This is a genomic window from Pseudomonas entomophila, assembly GCF_029478665.1.
GTDB classification, from domain to species: Bacteria; Pseudomonadota; Gammaproteobacteria; order Pseudomonadales; family Pseudomonadaceae; genus Aquipseudomonas; species Aquipseudomonas entomophila_F.
On record NZ_JARPQB010000011.1, the window covers coordinates 30,110 to 44,766 of the forward strand.

Here is a 14,657-nt window from a genome sequence, read left to right on the forward strand (position 1 = left end):
TTTATTTTTTTTTAGTTATCACCCAGGCCTTGTGGGCCGGGCCTGTTGCGGTGCTGCGGTACTGCAATGTTTGCCTTGGGGTCACCAGGCAAATCCGGGCTGCACGCGGGCGCGGGGGTGGGTCTCACCCCCGGCCGCGCGGTGCAGGGTCAATCGATGCTGACGCCGGAAAATACGTTGCGTCCGAAGGGGCTGACCTTGAAATCTTTCACGCCGATGCTCAGTGGCTGGTTGACCGTGGAATGGGCCACCGGGGTGATCGGCACCTGTTGCTTGAGGCGTTGCTGGGCCTGTTGGTAGAGGGCGGTGCGCTGTTCACGGTCGGTGACCTGCTTGGCCTTGTTGACCAGCGCGTCGTACTGCGGGTCGCACCACAGCGAGTAGTTGTTGCTGCCGATGGCGCCGCAGCTGTACAGGGTGCCCAGCCAGTTGTCCGGGTCACCGTTGTCGCCGGTCCAGCCGATCAGGGCGATGTCGTGCTCGCCGTTTTTCATGCGCTTGAGGTACTCGCCCCACTCGTAGCTGACGATGCGTACCTTGAAGCCGAGCTTGCTCCAGTCCGACTGCAGCATTTCGGCCATCAGCTTGGCGTTGGGGTTGTAGGGGCGCTGCACCGGCATGGCCCACAGAGTGATCTCGGTGCCTTCCTTGACCCCCGCCTGTTTGAGCAGTTGCCTGGCCTTTTCCGGGTCGTACTTGGCGTCCTTGAGCGAGGTGTCGTAGGACCACTGCGTGGGCGGCATGGCATTGACCGCGGGTTGGCCGGCGTCCTGGTAGACCGCCTGGATGATCGCCTGCTTGTTCACCGCCATGTCCATGGCCTGGCGCACTTCGACGCGGTCGAACGGTGGGTGCTGGGTGTTGTAGGCGATGTAGCCGAGGTTGAAGCCGGATTGCGTCATCACCTGCAGCTTGTCGTCCTGCTTGAGCGCAGGCAGGTCGGCCGGGCGTGGGTGCAGGGTGATCTGGCATTCGTTGCGGCGCAGCTTCTGGATGCGCACCGAGGGGTCGACGTTGATGGAGAACACCAGGTTGTCGATCTTCACCAGGTCCGGGGCCCAGTAGTCCTTGTTGCCCTTGTAGCGGATCTGCGAGTCCTTCTGGTAGCGCTGGAACACGAAGGGGCCAGTGCCAATCGGTTTCTGGTTGATATCGCTGGGCTTGCCGCTGGCCAGCAGGTGCTCGGCGTACTCGGCGGAGAGGATCGAGGCGAAGGCCATGGCGATGTTCTGCAGGAACGCGGCATCGACCTTGTTCAGGGTGAAGACCACGGTCAGCGGGGCGGTCTTCTCGACCTTGGCGATGTTCTTGTCCAGCCCCATGCTGATGAAGTAGGGGAACTCGGTGGGGTAGGCCTTGCGGAAGGGCTGGTCCTTGTCGAGCATGCGGTTGAAGGTGAACAGCACGTCGTCGGCGTTGAAGTCGCGCGAGGGCTTGAAGTCCTTGTTGGCGTGGAACTTCACGCCGGGCCGCAGGTGGAAGGTGTACTTCAGGCCATCGTCCGAGACCTGCCAGTCGGTGGCCAGGCCAGGCTGCACCGCGGTGCCGCCACGTTCGAACTCGACGAGGCGGTTGTAGATCGGTTCGGCGGCGTCGTTGTCGGTGGCAGCGGTGTACTGGGCGGTGTCGAAACCGGCCGGGCTGCCCTCTGAACAGAACACCAGGTTGTTGGCCGCGACGAGCGGCGCCTGGCTCAGCAGGCCGAGGGCGAGCAGGGTGGAACTCAGTGTGGTGAGGCGCATGGCAGATCCTTTGTCCGTGTATTTCGGCCGCGCCAGGCAAAACGCGGCTGCAACGTCCCGGCCCTGACGATAGAAGCGCCAGAATGCGGGAACCAGAGTCAGATACTGATAAGTGAGCGGGAGCTGTCCGGTGAGCGCTAGGGAATTGCCCTGCGTATCACCCGGTCGTGTCGCCGTCCTGCCGAAAACGCCGGCAGGACGGCCACGGCCGTTAGTTGTCCACGCTTACCCCGTAGAAGGCGTTCAGACCGAAGGGGCTGATCTTGAAGTCCTTCACTTTCGTGCTCATGGGCTGATACACGGTGGAGTGGGCGATCGGGGTGATCGGCACCTGCTCCTTGAGGATGTGTTGCGCCTGCTTGTACAGCTCGGTGCGCTTGGCCTGGTCGGGGGTGGCCTTGGCTTGCTTGATCAGGTCGTCGTACGGCTTGTAGCACCACTTGGAGAAGTTGTTGCCGTCCATTGCATCGCAGCCGTAGAGGGTGCCCAGCCAGTTGTCCGGGTCACCATTGTCGCCGCTCCAGCCGATCAGCATGGCGCCTTGTTCGCCGCCTTTGGAGCGCTTGATGTACTCACCCCACTCGTAGCTGACGATCTTGGCCTTGATGCCGACCTTGGCCCAGTCCGATTGCAGCATCTCGGCCATCAGCTTGGCGTTGGGGTTGTACGGGCGCTGCACCGGCATGGCCCACAGGGTGATCTCGGTGCCTTCCTTGATGCCGGCTTCCTTGAGCAGCTGTTTCGCCTTCTCAGGGTCGTACTTGGCGTCCTTGATCGTGGTGTCGTAGGACCATTGCGTGGGTGGCATGGCGTTGACCGCCAGCTGGCCGGCGCCTTGATAGACCGACTCGATGATCTGCGGCTTGTTCACCGCCATGTCCAGCGCTTCGCGTACCTTGAGTTGCGCCAGCGGGTTGGGTTCGTTGCTGCCCTTGACCTTGTCCATCACGTTGTAGGCGATGTAGCCGAGGTTGAAGCCGGCCTGGTCAGGCATCTTCAGCTTCGGATCCTGCTTGAGCGGTGCGATGTCGGCTGGGCGCGGGAACAGGGTGACCTGGCACTCGTTCTTCTTGAGCTTCTGCATGCGCACCGAGGCGTCGGTGCTGATGGCGAAGATCAGGTTGTCGATCTTCACGTCCTCGGGCTTCCAGTAGTCCTTGTTGCCCTTGTAGCGGATCTGCGCGTCCTTCTGGTACTTGCTGAACACGAACGGGCCGGTGCCGATGGGCTTCTGGTTGATATCGGCGGCCTTGCCTTCCTTGAGCAACTGGTCGGCGTATTCGGCGGACTGGATGGAGGCGAAGCTCATGGCGAGGTTCTGGATGAACGCGGCGTCCACTTCGTTGAGGGCGAAACGCACGGTGTGGTCATCGACCTTCTCGACCTTGGCGATGTTCTTGTCCATGCCCATGTCGGTGAAGTAAGGGAACTCGGTGGGGTAGGCCTTGCGGAAGGGGTGGTTCTTGTCGAGCATGCGGTTGAAGGTGAACAGCACGTCGTCGGCGTTGAATTCACGGGTGGGCTTGAAGTACTCGGTGGTATGGAACTTCACTCCGTCGCGCAGATGGAAGGTGTACGTCTTGCCGTCGTCGGAGACTTCCCACTTGGTGGCCAGGCCCGGGATCACCGCGGTGCCGCCGCGCTCGAATTGCGTCAGGCGGTTGAAGATGGTTTCGGCGGAGGCGTCAAAGTCGGTCCCGGTGGTGTACTGGCCAGGGTCGAAACCGGCCGGGCTGCCTTCGGAGCAGAACACCAGGTTGGTCGCGGCGAGGGCGGACGGAGCGCCGGCTAGCAAGCCTGCACTGACCAGGAACGGGATGACTGCGTGTTTGAGCATGGTGGCCTCATTGTTGTCATTTTTCGAATTGAGGCGGCCTCGTGAGCCGACCTGCGGATACTTATGCAGGGGCTATTCCCAATGCAACACTCAGCGGGATGGTTGGCGGCAAAAATGTGGGACGGACGTACATGGATGTCGCATCCATATAACTTTGGCGAATGTTGATCGTTTGCGCGGTCGTTTGACACGAAAATTTCAAGATGTTTCGCATCAAATGTGACAAGCGGATGCACCCGTTTGGGGCGTGGGAAAGGTCTGAAACTACTGTCCGAGACGGTCTTGTCCGTCCCGGACATCCAACTGGAGGGGTCAGGGCACCTGAACTTCGATCAGGCCATCGGCAGTCATGCTCACTTCACTCGTGCCGGCTTCGATATCCGGTGCTGGCGCGGCTTCATCGGCGGCGCCCTTGGCCATCATCGCCATCGGCGCGCTGCGCAGGTAAGGGCGCGGGTAGCCGCTGCTGTTCAGGTTCAGGCTGACCACCTTGTAGCCTTTGCCGCCCAGGGCCTCGGTGGCCAGCTGGGCACGTGCCTTGAAGGCCGCGACGGCATCCTTGAGCAACTCGTCTTCATTGCCCTTGCGGGTGGCGGGGGCGATGGAGAAATCCATGCCGCCCATCTTCAGGTCCTGCAGCAGTTCGCCGGTCAGCTTGGACAGGGCCGGGAAGTCGGCGCTCTCCAGGCGCAGCTCGGCGCGCTCGCGCCAGCCGGTGATCTTCTGGCCTTTGGTGTCGTAGATCGGGTAGCTGTTGCGGCTGCCCTGGCTGATCTTCACTTCCTTGACCTGGCGTGCCTGCTGCACCGCCTTGTTCATGGTTTCGGTGATTTCCTTGGCCAGCTTGCCCGGATCACTGTTTTGCGATTCGCTGTACAGCGTCACGACCATCAGGTCGCGTGCCACTTCCTTGCTGACTTCGGCGCGCAGCGAGACCTGGTTGTAGCGTGGCTCGTCGGCCGCCAGGGCGGGCAGACTGGCGAGCATGCCGCAGGACAGGGCGAAGGCTTTGCTGCGACGGGAAATGTGCATGTGGAACTCCTTGGCAATATATAAAGCGCGGAACGCTATTCATCCCACGCATGGCCGATCAGACCGGAGTGAGTGTAGTGGGTTCAAAAGTGCCATCATGATTCTGTGACAAAGTGTGGCGCTTTGCCGCATTGCTGCAGCGAGGCGCCTGGCTTCGGTATACTCCAGCCGATTTTCCTGGAGCACTCATCGGGAGAGCTCATGCTCGCCGCCGCACATCCGCTGTCCGCTACACGCCAGAACCTCTGGCGCCTGACCTTCATTCGCATCCTCGTCCTGGCGGCCCAGGCCGGTTCGGTGGGCGTGGCCTACTGGACCGAACTGCTGCCCCTGCCGTGGTTCTCGCTGGCGGTGACCCTGGCCCTGTCGTCACTGCTGTGTGCCTTCACCGCCCTGCGCCTGCGCCTGTCGTTGCCGGTCACCGAGCTCGAATACGCCCTGCAGCTGGCCTGTGACCTGCTGATCCACAGTGCCCTGCTGTATTACTCGGGCGGCTCGACCAACCCCTTCGTCTCTTATTACCTGGTGCCGCTGGCAATTGCCGCGGTCACGCTGCCGTGGATCTATTCGCTGGTGCTTTCGGGTATCGCGCTGGTGGCCTACAGCCTGTTGCTGGTGCAGTACTACCCGCTGGAAACGCTGCCACTGGCGCGCGACACCATGCAGGTCTACGGCATGTGGCTGAGCATTGCCCTGGCGGCGGGGGTGATTACCTTCTTCGCCGCGCGCATGGCCGAGGAACTGCGCCAGCAGGAAAACCTGCGCGCCGAGCGGCGTGAAGAAAGCCTGCGCGACGAACAGTTGCTGGCCGTGGCCACCCAGGCCGCCGGCGCTGCCCATGAGCTGGGCACCCCGCTGGCGACCATGAGCGTGCTGCTCAACGAGATGCGCCAGGACCACGCCGACCCCCTGTTGCAGGAAGACCTGCAGATCCTTCAGGACCAGGTCAAGCTGTGCAAGGAAACCCTGCAGCAACTGGTGCGCGCCGCCGAGGCCAACCGGCGCCTGGCCATCGTCGAGCAGGACGTCACCGCCTGGCTCGACGAAGCGCTCAATCGCTGGCACCTGATGCGCCCTGAAGCCAGCTACCGCTTCCAGCGCCTGCGCGACGGCGTGGTGCCGCGGCTGACGCCGCCACCGGACCTGACCCAGGCCCTGCTGAACCTGCTGAACAATGCCGCCGATGCGTGCCCCGACGATCTGGAAGTGCGCCTCGACTGGGACGCCCACGACATCGTCATCAGCATCCGCGATCACGGCCCGGGCGTACCGCCGGCCATCGCCGAAGCCATCGGCAAACCTTTCATTACCACCAAGGGCAAAGGCTTCGGCCTGGGCCTGTTCTTGAGCAAGGCCAGCGTGACGCGTGCGGGCGGTTCGGTGAAACTCTATAGTCATGAGCAGGGTGGCACCCTGACCGAATTGCGCCTGCCCCATGGCAAGCGAGGAGATGCATGATGAGCGAAGAAAACCAGGTTGAAGGCGAAGAGCTGCCGCACCTGCTGCTGGTGGATGACGACGCCACCTTTACCCGGGTGATGGCGCGAGCCATGGCCCGTCGCGGGTTCCGCGTGAGCACCGCGGGTTCCGCCGAAGAGGGCTTGAAGCTGGCCGAGCAGGACCTGCCGGACTACGCCACGCTGGACCTGAAGATGGAAGGCGACTCGGGCCTGGTGCTGCTGCCCAAGCTGCTGGAGCTGGACCCGGAGATGCGCGTGGTGATCCTGACCGGCTACTCGAGCATCGCCACGGCGGTCGAGGCGGTCAAGCGTGGTGCCTGCAACTACCTGTGCAAGCCGGCCGACGCCGATGACGTGCTGGCGGCGCTGCTTTCGGAGCACACCGACCTGGACACGCTGGTACCGGAAAACCCGATGTCGGTGGATCGCCTGCAGTGGGAGCATATCCAGCGTGTGCTGGGTGAGCACGAAGGCAATATCTCTGCCACGGCGCGGGCGCTGGGGATGCACCGACGCACCCTGCAGCGCAAGTTGCAGAAGCGCCCGGTTCGTCGCTGACGGGTTCGCCGGCAAGCCGGCTCCTACGTGATATTTGGTCGTTTTGACGATTACGTACAGGAGCCGGCTTGCCGGCGAAAGGGCCGCCAGGCGGCCCTGCCTTCTATCAGGCTTTCACCCCCGACCGGTCAACGCGCACCGCTAACTGTCCGGTACCCGCCGGTGCCTCGAACGCTACCTGCCCTCCCGCCGGCACCTTGGTCCGGCCAATCACCTTGCCCGCCCGCAGCAGCTCCAGCGGCATGCCTTCCAACGACTGGCCCGAAGCCAGCTCCAGTTTGATCCTGATGTTCATCTGTGACCTCCTTGTCACGCGTTGCGATCGATATATGTAGTTGCCTTGCCATCCAGGCTGGCGATCAGCTCCGGCGAGCCACCGCGGAACTGGCGGAACAGGTTGCGCCCGCGCTGCTTGCCGTCCACCGGCACCTGCACGGTCGGGTGGAACTGGTCGGTCAGTTCGGCATAGGTGCTCCACGGGCCGATGTAGGACTCGTTGAACTGTTCGGTCACGCTGAAGGCGTAACGCACGGCATTGCCACGCTGCCAGTTGAGGCCATCGGGTTCGCGGCGCTGCCAGCCATTGGCGACGATCGCCGGTGAGCTGGTGGGTGCCTCGATGAAGCCCGTGGGCTTGTTTGGTTTGTAGTCCTTGAGCAGCAGGTAGGTGCTCCAGCCCCACCAGTCGGCGGTGCGGTTGCGGTCGTTGAGGTTGTTGACGTCCTTGCGTCGCAACACGGTCTTGCCGTCGTGGAAGTACAGCGGGGCGAAGTTGCCGGGCATCAGGTCCTGCTCGGCGGCGCGCAGGTCCGGCACCAGGCGCAGGGCGGCGTAGTCCTTGGCCTGCGGCACGCGGCCATCGACGAAGGCCTGGAACACTTCATCGGCCGAGCGCTGCACCGCCCGCCCGACCTGGCGACGGTTGGTCACGTCGACCGTGTCGAAGTAGCGCTTGTCGCCATAGGCGCGCCATTGCTCGCCCTCGGCGTTGCGCACGGCCAGGCCGTACTTGCTGTCCTCGTCGTGCATGAAGCGCGCGATCAGCGAGCCGACGTCGCTGGGGGTGACGGTGTCGGCCAGTGCCTTGCGCGGCACCCGCAGGTGGCCAGCGGAGAACAGGTCGGTGAGGAAGTGGTCGGCGAAGGCGTTCATCGCATAGGCCAGTTGCAGGTCGCGCTCGTTGCCGCTGGCGCGTGCCTTCACGGCTTGCTGCAGGGCACAGGCGTGACCGGCCTGGTAGGCCAGCAGGGCCCAGGGGCCGAAATGGTCCCAGTTGCTGGCGGCCAGTTTCAGGTAGCGGCCCAGAGGGAACAGGTCGGAGGCGAAGCTGCCGCCGCCGGTGATGCGGTTCCAGCGTGCTGACAGTGTGTCGCCCAGCGCGTCGTAGGCTTCGTGGGGCTGGCGGCCATCCTTGATGGCCTGGTTGGCGGCGCTGATTTCTTCCTGCATGACGGCCAGGATCGACTCGGCTTCGCTTTTCGCCGCAGGCAGGCGAGCGAGGGCGTCGAACGCCTGGGTGAAGCGTTCGAGGCGCTCGGCCTCGTTGGCACCATCGGCGATCGGGCGTTCGGGCACGCCGTAGAAGTCACCGCCCAGGGCGATCACCTGGCCGTAGGTCAGGCTCAGGCCATTGGGCAGCGGCAGCGGCGACTGATGGGCAGGGATAGCTGCCTGCCCGGCCTCGAAGCGCAGCAGGGTGTTGTCGCCGATGGCGGTATGTTCTGCGCCTTCGAAGAACAGTTCCGGGCCACGCTTGGGGGGCGCGGGCGGTACGGCAAAACGGTGGTACTTGAGTGTGTGATGCCCGTGCATCACCAGCACAAGGTGGCTGTCCGCCCCAGGCAGGGCAACGCCCTGAGTGTCGAACAACTGGTCGAGGTCGGCGACCACCAGGCTGGCCTGGGCCTGAATGGCCGCAGGCGGGGTTTGCATGCCTGACATGATTTGCTCCTTGCAAGGTCTGGATTATCCATTTTTATACTGTATGCATATACAGTGATTTTCATCATATGCAGGAATTTTCCTACGTCAAGGTCTGTTTGTGCGGGTAACCGGCACCTGCGGCGGGCGCAAGCCCCTGGCACTGACGTATGATTGCTCCCCTGACGAATACCCTCAGGATCGCGCTGCATGCTCGCCCTTCTCATCCAGACACTGAACATCACGGCACCTGTGTTCGCCATGCTGTTCATGGGCGTGCTGCTCAAGCGCATCCGCCTGATCGACGACAACTTCAACAAGGTCGCCTCGACGCTGGTGTTCAATGTGTGCATGCCGGCACTGCTGTTCCTCGGCATCTACCACGCCGACCTGGCGACGGCGGTAAAGCCCGGGGTGATCCTCTACTTCATCGCCGCCACGCTGGTGTGCTTCGGCCTGGCCTGGTGCCTGGCGATCTGGCGCTGCCCGCCGGCGGACCGGGGCATCTACACCCAGGGCGCGTTTCGCGGCAACAATGGCGTGATCGGCCTGGCACTGGCGGCCAGCTTGTATGGCGACTACGGTATATCCCTCGGCGCGGTACTGGCCGGGCTGGTGATCCTCATGTACAACTCGCTGTCGGCCGTGGTACTGGCGGTGTACAGCCCGGACCTGAAGTCCGACCCGTGGAGCATCTGCAAGAGCATCCTCAGCAACCCGTTGATCATCAGCGTGCTGCTGGCCACGCCCATGGCTTATGGCCAGGTGCCGCTGCCCAACTGGCTGCTTACTTCAGGTGACTATTTGGCGCAGATGACCCTGCCGCTGGCGCTGATCTGCATCGGTGGCACCTTGTCGATGGCGGCGCTGCGCGACAGTGGCCGGCTGGCGTTCGACGTCAGCCTGGTGAAAATGGTCTGGCTGCCACTGCTGGGGACGCTGGGCGCCTGGCTGTGCGGTTTTCGCGGCGCGGAGCTGGGCATCCTGTTCCTCTACATCGGCAGCCCCACCGCGGCGGCCAGTTATGTGATGGCGCGGGCGGCCAATGGCAACCACGAACTGGCGGCGTCGATCATCGTGATCACCACCTTGATGGCGGCGATCACCACGAACATCGGTATCTTCTTCTTGCAATGGGGTGGATGGATCTAGCCCATGACAGCAAGCAACACTAACAATACGGCCTCATTGAAAGGACACTTCATGCAAGACCAGAGCACGCCCGAGCAGTTGCAACGCGGGCTGAAGAATCGCCATATCCAGCTGATCGCGCTGGGTGGCGCCATCGGCACCGGATTGTTCCTGGGCATCGCCCAGACCATCCAGCTGGCCGGCCCCTCGGTGCTGCTGGGCTATGCCGTCGCCGGCCTGATGGCTTTCCTGATCATGCGCCAGCTGGGCGAGATGGTGGTCGAGGAGCCGGTCGCCGGCAGCTTCAGCCACTTCGCCCACCAGTACTGGAGCGAGTTCGCAGGCTTCGTTTCGGGCTGGAACTACTGGGTGGTGTACGTGCTGGTCGGTATGGCCGAGCTCACCGCGGTGGGCATCTACGTGCAGTACTGGTGGCCGGATTTCCCCACCTGGGCCACGGCGGCGATCTTCTTCGTGGCCATCAACGCCATCAACCTGACCCAGGTGAAGGTGTACGGTGAAATGGAGTTCTGGTTCGCCCTGGTCAAGGTGGTGGCCATCGTCAGCATGATCGGCTTCGGTGCCTGGCTGCTGACCAGCGGCCACGGTGGCCCGGATGCCAGCGTCGCCAACCTCTGGCAGTACGGTGGCTTCTTCCCCAATGGCGTGACGGGTCTGGTCATGGCCTTGGCGGTGATCATGTTCTCGTTTGGTGGCCTGGAGCTGGTGGGCATCACCGCCGCCGAAGCCGCCAACCCGCGTGAAAGCATCCCCAAAGCCACCAACCAGGTGGTCTACCGCATCCTGATCTTCTACATCGGCGCGCTGGCGGTGCTGTTGTCGCTGTACCCGTGGCAGAAGGTGGTACAGGGCGGCAGCCCGTTCGTGATGATCTTCCACGAGCTGGACAGCGACCTGGTCGCGACCATCCTCAACATCGTGGTGTTGACGGCGGCGCTGTCGGTCTACAACAGTTGCGTGTACGCCAACAGCCGCATGCTGTTCGGCCTGGCTACGCAAGGTGATGCGCCGCGTCAGTTGCTCAAGGTCAGCCGCCGTGGTGTGCCGCTTACCGCATTGGGTGTTTCTGCGTTCGCCACCGGCCTATGCGTGGTGATCAACTACCTCATGCCGGGCGAGGCGTTCGGCCTGCTGATGGCGTTGGCGGTGTCGGCGCTGGTGATCAACTGGGCGAGCATCAGCATCACCCACCTGAAGTTCCGCAAAGCCAAGCTGGCGGCCGGTATCACGCCGTTCTACCGCAGCTGGGGGCACCCGCTGACCAACTACCTGTGCCTGGCGTTCATCGTGCTGATTCTGGTGGTGATGTACCTGACGCCGCCGATCCGCATCTCGGTGATGCTGATTCCGGCGTGGATCGCGGTGTTGTGGGTGGCGTTCAAGATGAAGAAGGCGCGCCAGGCCCAGTGATGTAGCCAGTGCAGGCCCTTTCGCCGGCAAGCCGGCTCCTACAGAGAGCGTGCAATATCTGTAGGGGCCGGCTTGCCGGCGAAAGGGCCGCTGGTCACTCAGCCTTCGTAACTGTCGATCACTTCCTGCGCGGCACGGAATGCATCGATCGCCGCCGGCACACCGGCATATACCGCACAGTGCAGCAGCGCCTCGCGAATCTCTTCCACCGTGCAGCCATTGTTCAGCGCCCCACGCACATGCCCCTTGAGCTCCTGCGGGCACTTGAGCGCGGTCAACGTGGCCAGGGTGATCAGGCTGCGGGTCTTTAGCGGCAACCCCTCACGCGACCAGACGCTGCCCCAGGCATGCTCGTTGACGAAGTCCTGCAGGGGCTGGGTGAACGCGGTCGCGTTGCCCAGGGCGCGGTCGACGAACGCATCCCCCATCACCTGGCGGCGAATGCTTTCACCGGCCTGTTTCGTGTCAGCCATGTTGTTTTCCTTAGTGTTGGCGGCGCCAGGCACGGGCCGTGGTGTACAGCAGCACGATCCCGAGCACGGGCATCACATAGAACAGCATCAGTCGTTCAAGGCGGCCGGCCAGCGGCATGCCGGTGGTGAAGGCCACCACATGCAGGCCATAGGCCAGGTAAAGGCAGAGGAACACCAGGCCTTCGGCACGGGTGACCCGGTAGCCGGAGTAGAACACCGGCAGGCAAAGTGCTGCTACGCCGAGCATCACGGGTAGGTCGAAGTCCAGCGCATTGGGCGAGATCGACAGCGGCTCGGGCGTGACCAGCGCAGTCAGCCCCAGCACCGCCAGCAGGTTGAACAGGTTGCTGCCGATCACCGTACCCACCGCGATTTCCCGCTCGCCACGCAGGGCGGCGATCAAGGCGGCGGCCAGCTCCGGCAGCGAGGTGCACACGGCGACCACGGTCAGGCCGATGACCCGCTCGGACAACCCCAGGTCGGTTGCCACTTCCACGGCGGCCTCCAGCAGCAGGTGGCCGGCCAGGCTCAGAAGGCCGAGCCCCAGGGCGATCTGCAGCAGCGCGCCGCTCCAGAAGCGTCCGGCGCTCGTATGGACCGCACTGGGTGCCGGATAGGTACGGGCATAGTGGCGCGACTGGTGCCAGAGCATGAGCAGGTAGCCCAGTAATCCGAGCAGCAGCACCAGCCCTTCGACACGCCCCAGCGTGCCGTTGCCGGCCAGCAGGTAGACCAGACCGCTGGCTGCGATCATCAGCGGGATGTCCAGGCGCACCAGCTGGCGGGAAACGCGCAGGGGGATGATCAGCGCCGCCAGGCCGAGAATCACCAGCACGTTGAAGATGTTGCTGCCGACCACGCTGCCCACCGCGACGTCCGGGGCGCCTTGATAGGCGGCCTGCAGGCTCACGGTCAATTGTGGCGCGGTACTGCCGAAGGCCACCAGGCTCAGGCCGATGATCAGCGGGCGCACATGCAGGCGGGTGGCCAGGCGCAGGGCAGCGCGCACCAGCAGTTCGGCGCCGATGATCAGCAGCACCAGGCCCAGGCCCAGTTGCAGGAGGCTGAAGGTGGGGAGGGTGGCCAGGTCGAAAATGGCGAGGGCTCCAGTCAGGTCAATCGCTCAGACCTTGTACCCGGACTCGCGCCGTTCCGCTACGGAGCATGCCGATTTTTTCCGCGGCTGCGCGCGACAGGTCGATCAGCCGGCCACGGGTGTGGGGCCCTCGGTCGTTGATACGGACCACGACGCTGCGCTGGTTGGCGAGATTGGTGACCAGTACGCGGCTGCCGAAAGGCAGGCTGCGGTGGGCAGCGGTGAGGCCGTGCTGGTTGAAGGGTTCGCCGCTGGCGGTGCGTTTGCCGTGGTGGCGTGAGCCGTAGTAGGAGGCGGTACCGGTTTCGTTGTAACCGCGGGGGTCGATGTCGTGGCTGGCGCAGCCGGCCAGGAGGGAGAAGAGGGTGAGAGTGGTGAGGGAACGCTTCAGCAATTCGGATGCTCCGCAAAATGGGGCCGCTGTGCGGCCCATCGCGGATGAATCCGCTCCTACAGGTATGGCGTCATCAACTGTGTAGGAGCGGATTCATCCGCGATCGAGGGCAAAGCCCTCGCCGCTTTTCAGATCACCCTTCGAGCTTGGCCTTGAGCAATTGGTTCACTTGCCCCGGGTTGGCCTTGCCCTTCGACGCCTTCATCGCCTGGCCGACGAAGAAACCGAACATCTTGCCGCGCTTGGCTTCATCAGCGGCGCGGTACTGTTCGACTTGCTCAGCGTTGGCGGCGAGCATCTCGTCGAGCATCTTGTCGATCGCACCGGTGTCGGTGACCTGCTTGAGGCCCTTGCTTTCGATGATGCTGTCGGCGTCGCCTTCACCGGCGGCCATGGCCTCGAACACGGTCTTGGCGATCTTGCCGCTGATGGTGTTGTCGCGGATGCGCAGCAGCATGCCACCGAGTTGTTCCGCGCTGACCGGCGACTGGTCGATCTCGACGCCCAGCTTGTTCAGCAGGCTGCCCAGCTCGACCATGACCCAGTTGGCCGCCAGCTTGGCGTCGCCGCCGATGCTGACCACCTGCTCGAAGTAGTCGGCCTGTTCGCGGCTGGAAGCCAGCACGTTGGCGTCGTACGGGGACAGGCCATACTGGCTCTGGAAGCGCTCGACTTTCTGCGGTGGCAGCTCCGGCAGGGCGGCGCGCACGCTGTCGAGGAAGCTTTGCTCGATGACCACCGGCAGCAGGTCCGGGTCGGGGAAGTAACGGTAGTCGTTGGCTTCCTCCTTGCTGCGCATGGAGCGAGTCTCGTCCTTGTTCGGGTCGTACAGGCGGGTTTCCTGCACCACCTTGCCGCCGTCCTCGATCAGGTCGATCTGGCGCTGGATCTCGCTGTTGATCGCGCGCTCGATGAAGCGGAACGAGTTGACGTTCTTGATCTCGCAGCGGGTGCCGAATTCGGTCTGGCCTTTGGGGCGGATCGAGACGTTGCAGTCGCAACGCAGCGAACCTTCGGCCATGTTGCCGTCGCAGATGCCCAGGTAACGCACCAGGGCGTGGATCGCCTTGACGTAGGCCACGGCTTCCTTGGCGCTGCGCATGTCCGGCTCGGAGACGATTTCCAGCAGCGGGGTGCCGGCACGGTTCAGGTCGATGCCGGTGGCGCCGTTGAAGTCTTCGTGCAGGCTCTTGCCGGCATCCTCTTCAAGGTGCGCGCGGGTCACGCCGATGCGCTTGATCGTGCCGTCTTCCAGGGCGATGTCCAGGTGGCCCTTGCCGACGATCGGCAGGTCCATCTGGCTGATCTGGTAGCCCTTGGGCAGGTCGGGGTAGAAGTAGTTCTTGCGCGCGAACACGTTGCGCGGCCCGATTTCGGCGTCGATCGCCAGGCCGAACATGCACGCCATGCGCACGGCTTCCTGGTTGAGCACTGGCAGCACGCCAGGCATCCCCAGGTCGACCAGGCTGGCCTGGGTGTTCGGTTCGGAACCGAAGGTGGTGGCGCTGCCGGAGAAGATCTTCGACTGGGTGGCGAGCTGGGTATGAATCTCCAGCCCGATCACAACTTCCCATTGCATGTGT

13 protein-coding genes are annotated in these 14,657 nt (G+C 63.6%); 4 read left to right on the forward strand and 9 right to left on the reverse strand.

Going from position 1 to position 14,657, the window contains the following annotated elements; genetic code table 11:
- Positions 1-149: 149 nt before the first annotated feature.
- The 3 genes from P5705_RS07385 to P5705_RS07395 form a co-directional block, all read right to left on the reverse strand.
- Complete coding sequence (locus tag P5705_RS07385; RefSeq protein ID WP_277460205.1) at positions 150-1,742, reverse strand: ABC transporter substrate-binding protein; 1,593 nt, start codon at positions 1,740-1,742, stop codon at positions 150-152.
- 211 nt (positions 1,743-1,953) lie between these two features.
- Positions 1,954-3,579 (reverse strand): ABC transporter substrate-binding protein, encoded by a 1,626-nt coding sequence (locus tag P5705_RS07390; RefSeq protein ID WP_277460206.1) that lies wholly within the window; start codon positions 3,577-3,579, stop codon positions 1,954-1,956.
- A 312-nt stretch (positions 3,580-3,891) separates the two neighbouring features.
- Positions 3,892-4,611, reverse strand: coding sequence for an SIMPL domain-containing protein (locus P5705_RS07395; protein WP_277460207.1), 720 nt, complete (start codon positions 4,609-4,611; stop codon positions 3,892-3,894).
- Between the two features lie 201 nt (positions 4,612-4,812).
- Here P5705_RS07395 and P5705_RS07400 point away from each other — a divergent pair, with 201 nt between their 5' ends.
- Together P5705_RS07400 and P5705_RS07405 are read left to right on the forward strand one after the other, a co-directional pair.
- Entirely contained in the window at positions 4,813-6,069 is a 1,257-nt protein-coding gene (locus P5705_RS07400) for an ATP-binding protein (protein WP_011532385.1), read from the forward strand.
- Positions 6,069-6,629, forward strand: coding sequence for a response regulator transcription factor (locus P5705_RS07405; RefSeq protein ID WP_194789012.1), 561 nt, complete (start codon positions 6,069-6,071; stop codon positions 6,627-6,629). Before P5705_RS07400 ends, P5705_RS07405 begins: the two co-directional genes overlap by 1 nt.
- A 106-nt stretch (positions 6,630-6,735) precedes the next feature.
- On the opposite strand, the gene P5705_RS07410 is transcribed toward P5705_RS07405, so the two are convergent.
- Positions 6,736-6,924, reverse strand: a complete 189-nt coding sequence (locus P5705_RS07410; RefSeq protein ID WP_277460208.1) for a hypothetical protein — start codon at positions 6,922-6,924, stop codon at positions 6,736-6,738.
- 14 nt (positions 6,925-6,938) lie between these two features.
- Positions 6,939-8,570 carry a phospholipase gene (locus tag P5705_RS07415; protein ID WP_277460209.1) on the reverse strand — a complete coding sequence of 544 codons (1,632 nt, stop codon included), beginning with the start codon at positions 8,568-8,570 and terminating at the stop codon, positions 6,939-6,941.
- 189 nt (positions 8,571-8,759) lie between these two features.
- Between P5705_RS07415 and P5705_RS07420 the strand changes: the two genes are divergently transcribed.
- Together P5705_RS07420 and P5705_RS07425 are read left to right on the forward strand one after the other, a co-directional pair.
- Positions 8,760-9,701, forward strand: a complete 942-nt coding sequence (locus P5705_RS07420) for an AEC family transporter (RefSeq protein WP_011532389.1) — start codon at positions 8,760-8,762, stop codon at positions 9,699-9,701.
- 51 nt (positions 9,702-9,752) lie between these two features.
- Positions 9,753-11,111, forward strand: a complete 1,359-nt coding sequence (locus tag P5705_RS07425; RefSeq protein ID WP_277460210.1) for an amino acid permease — start codon at positions 9,753-9,755, stop codon at positions 11,109-11,111.
- A 98-nt stretch (positions 11,112-11,209) separates the two neighbouring features.
- Here the strand turns inward: P5705_RS07425 and P5705_RS07430 are convergent, their stop codons facing one another.
- The 4 genes from P5705_RS07430 to gatB form a co-directional block, all read right to left on the reverse strand.
- A complete protein-coding gene (locus P5705_RS07430) occupies positions 11,210-11,584 on the reverse strand; it encodes a carboxymuconolactone decarboxylase family protein (RefSeq protein WP_277460211.1) in 375 nt (124 codons plus the stop codon).
- A 10-nt stretch (positions 11,585-11,594) separates the two neighbouring features.
- Positions 11,595-12,638, reverse strand: a complete 1,044-nt coding sequence (locus P5705_RS07435; RefSeq protein ID WP_277460307.1) for a calcium/sodium antiporter — start codon at positions 12,636-12,638, stop codon at positions 11,595-11,597.
- A 61-nt stretch (positions 12,639-12,699) separates the two neighbouring features.
- The gene (locus tag P5705_RS07440; RefSeq protein ID WP_232883098.1) at positions 12,700-13,074 is read right to left on the reverse strand and encodes a septal ring lytic transglycosylase RlpA family protein; all 375 of its coding nucleotides are present in this window, start codon (positions 13,072-13,074) and stop codon (positions 12,700-12,702) included.
- Positions 13,075-13,207: 133 nt separating this feature from the next.
- On the reverse strand, positions 13,208-14,653 hold the full coding sequence (gene gatB / locus P5705_RS07445) for an Asp-tRNA(Asn)/Glu-tRNA(Gln) amidotransferase subunit GatB (protein ID WP_277460212.1): 1,446 nt from the start codon (positions 14,651-14,653) through the stop codon (positions 13,208-13,210).
- Positions 14,654-14,657 lie beyond the last annotated feature (4 nt).

Excerpts from the sequence above, each read along its gene's own strand:
- P5705_RS07385 (WP_277460205.1), bottom strand. The coding sequence starts at position 1,742 with ATGCGCCTCACCACACTGAGTTCCACCCTGCTCGCCCTCGGCCTGCTG.
- P5705_RS07390 (WP_277460206.1), bottom strand. The coding sequence starts at position 3,579 with ATGCTCAAACACGCAGTCATCCCGTTCCTGGTCAGTGCAGGCTTGCTA.
- P5705_RS07395 (WP_277460207.1), bottom strand. The coding sequence starts at position 4,611 with ATGCACATTTCCCGTCGCAGCAAAGCCTTCGCCCTGTCCTGCGGCATG.
- P5705_RS07400 (WP_011532385.1), top strand. The coding sequence starts at position 4,813 with ATGCTCGCCGCCGCACATCCGCTGTCCGCTACACGCCAGAACCTCTGG.
- P5705_RS07405 (WP_194789012.1), top strand. The coding sequence starts at position 6,069 with ATGAGCGAAGAAAACCAGGTTGAAGGCGAAGAGCTGCCGCACCTGCTG.
- P5705_RS07410 (WP_277460208.1), bottom strand. The coding sequence starts at position 6,924 with ATGAACATCAGGATCAAACTGGAGCTGGCTTCGGGCCAGTCGTTGGAA.
- P5705_RS07415 (WP_277460209.1), bottom strand. The coding sequence starts at position 8,570 with ATGTCAGGCATGCAAACCCCGCCTGCGGCCATTCAGGCCCAGGCCAGC.
- P5705_RS07420 (WP_011532389.1), top strand. The coding sequence starts at position 8,760 with ATGCTCGCCCTTCTCATCCAGACACTGAACATCACGGCACCTGTGTTC.
- P5705_RS07425 (WP_277460210.1), top strand. The coding sequence starts at position 9,753 with ATGCAAGACCAGAGCACGCCCGAGCAGTTGCAACGCGGGCTGAAGAAT.
- P5705_RS07430 (WP_277460211.1), bottom strand. The coding sequence starts at position 11,584 with ATGGCTGACACGAAACAGGCCGGTGAAAGCATTCGCCGCCAGGTGATG.
- gatB (WP_277460212.1), bottom strand. The coding sequence starts at position 14,653 with ATGCAATGGGAAGTTGTGATCGGGCTGGAGATTCATACCCAGCTCGCC.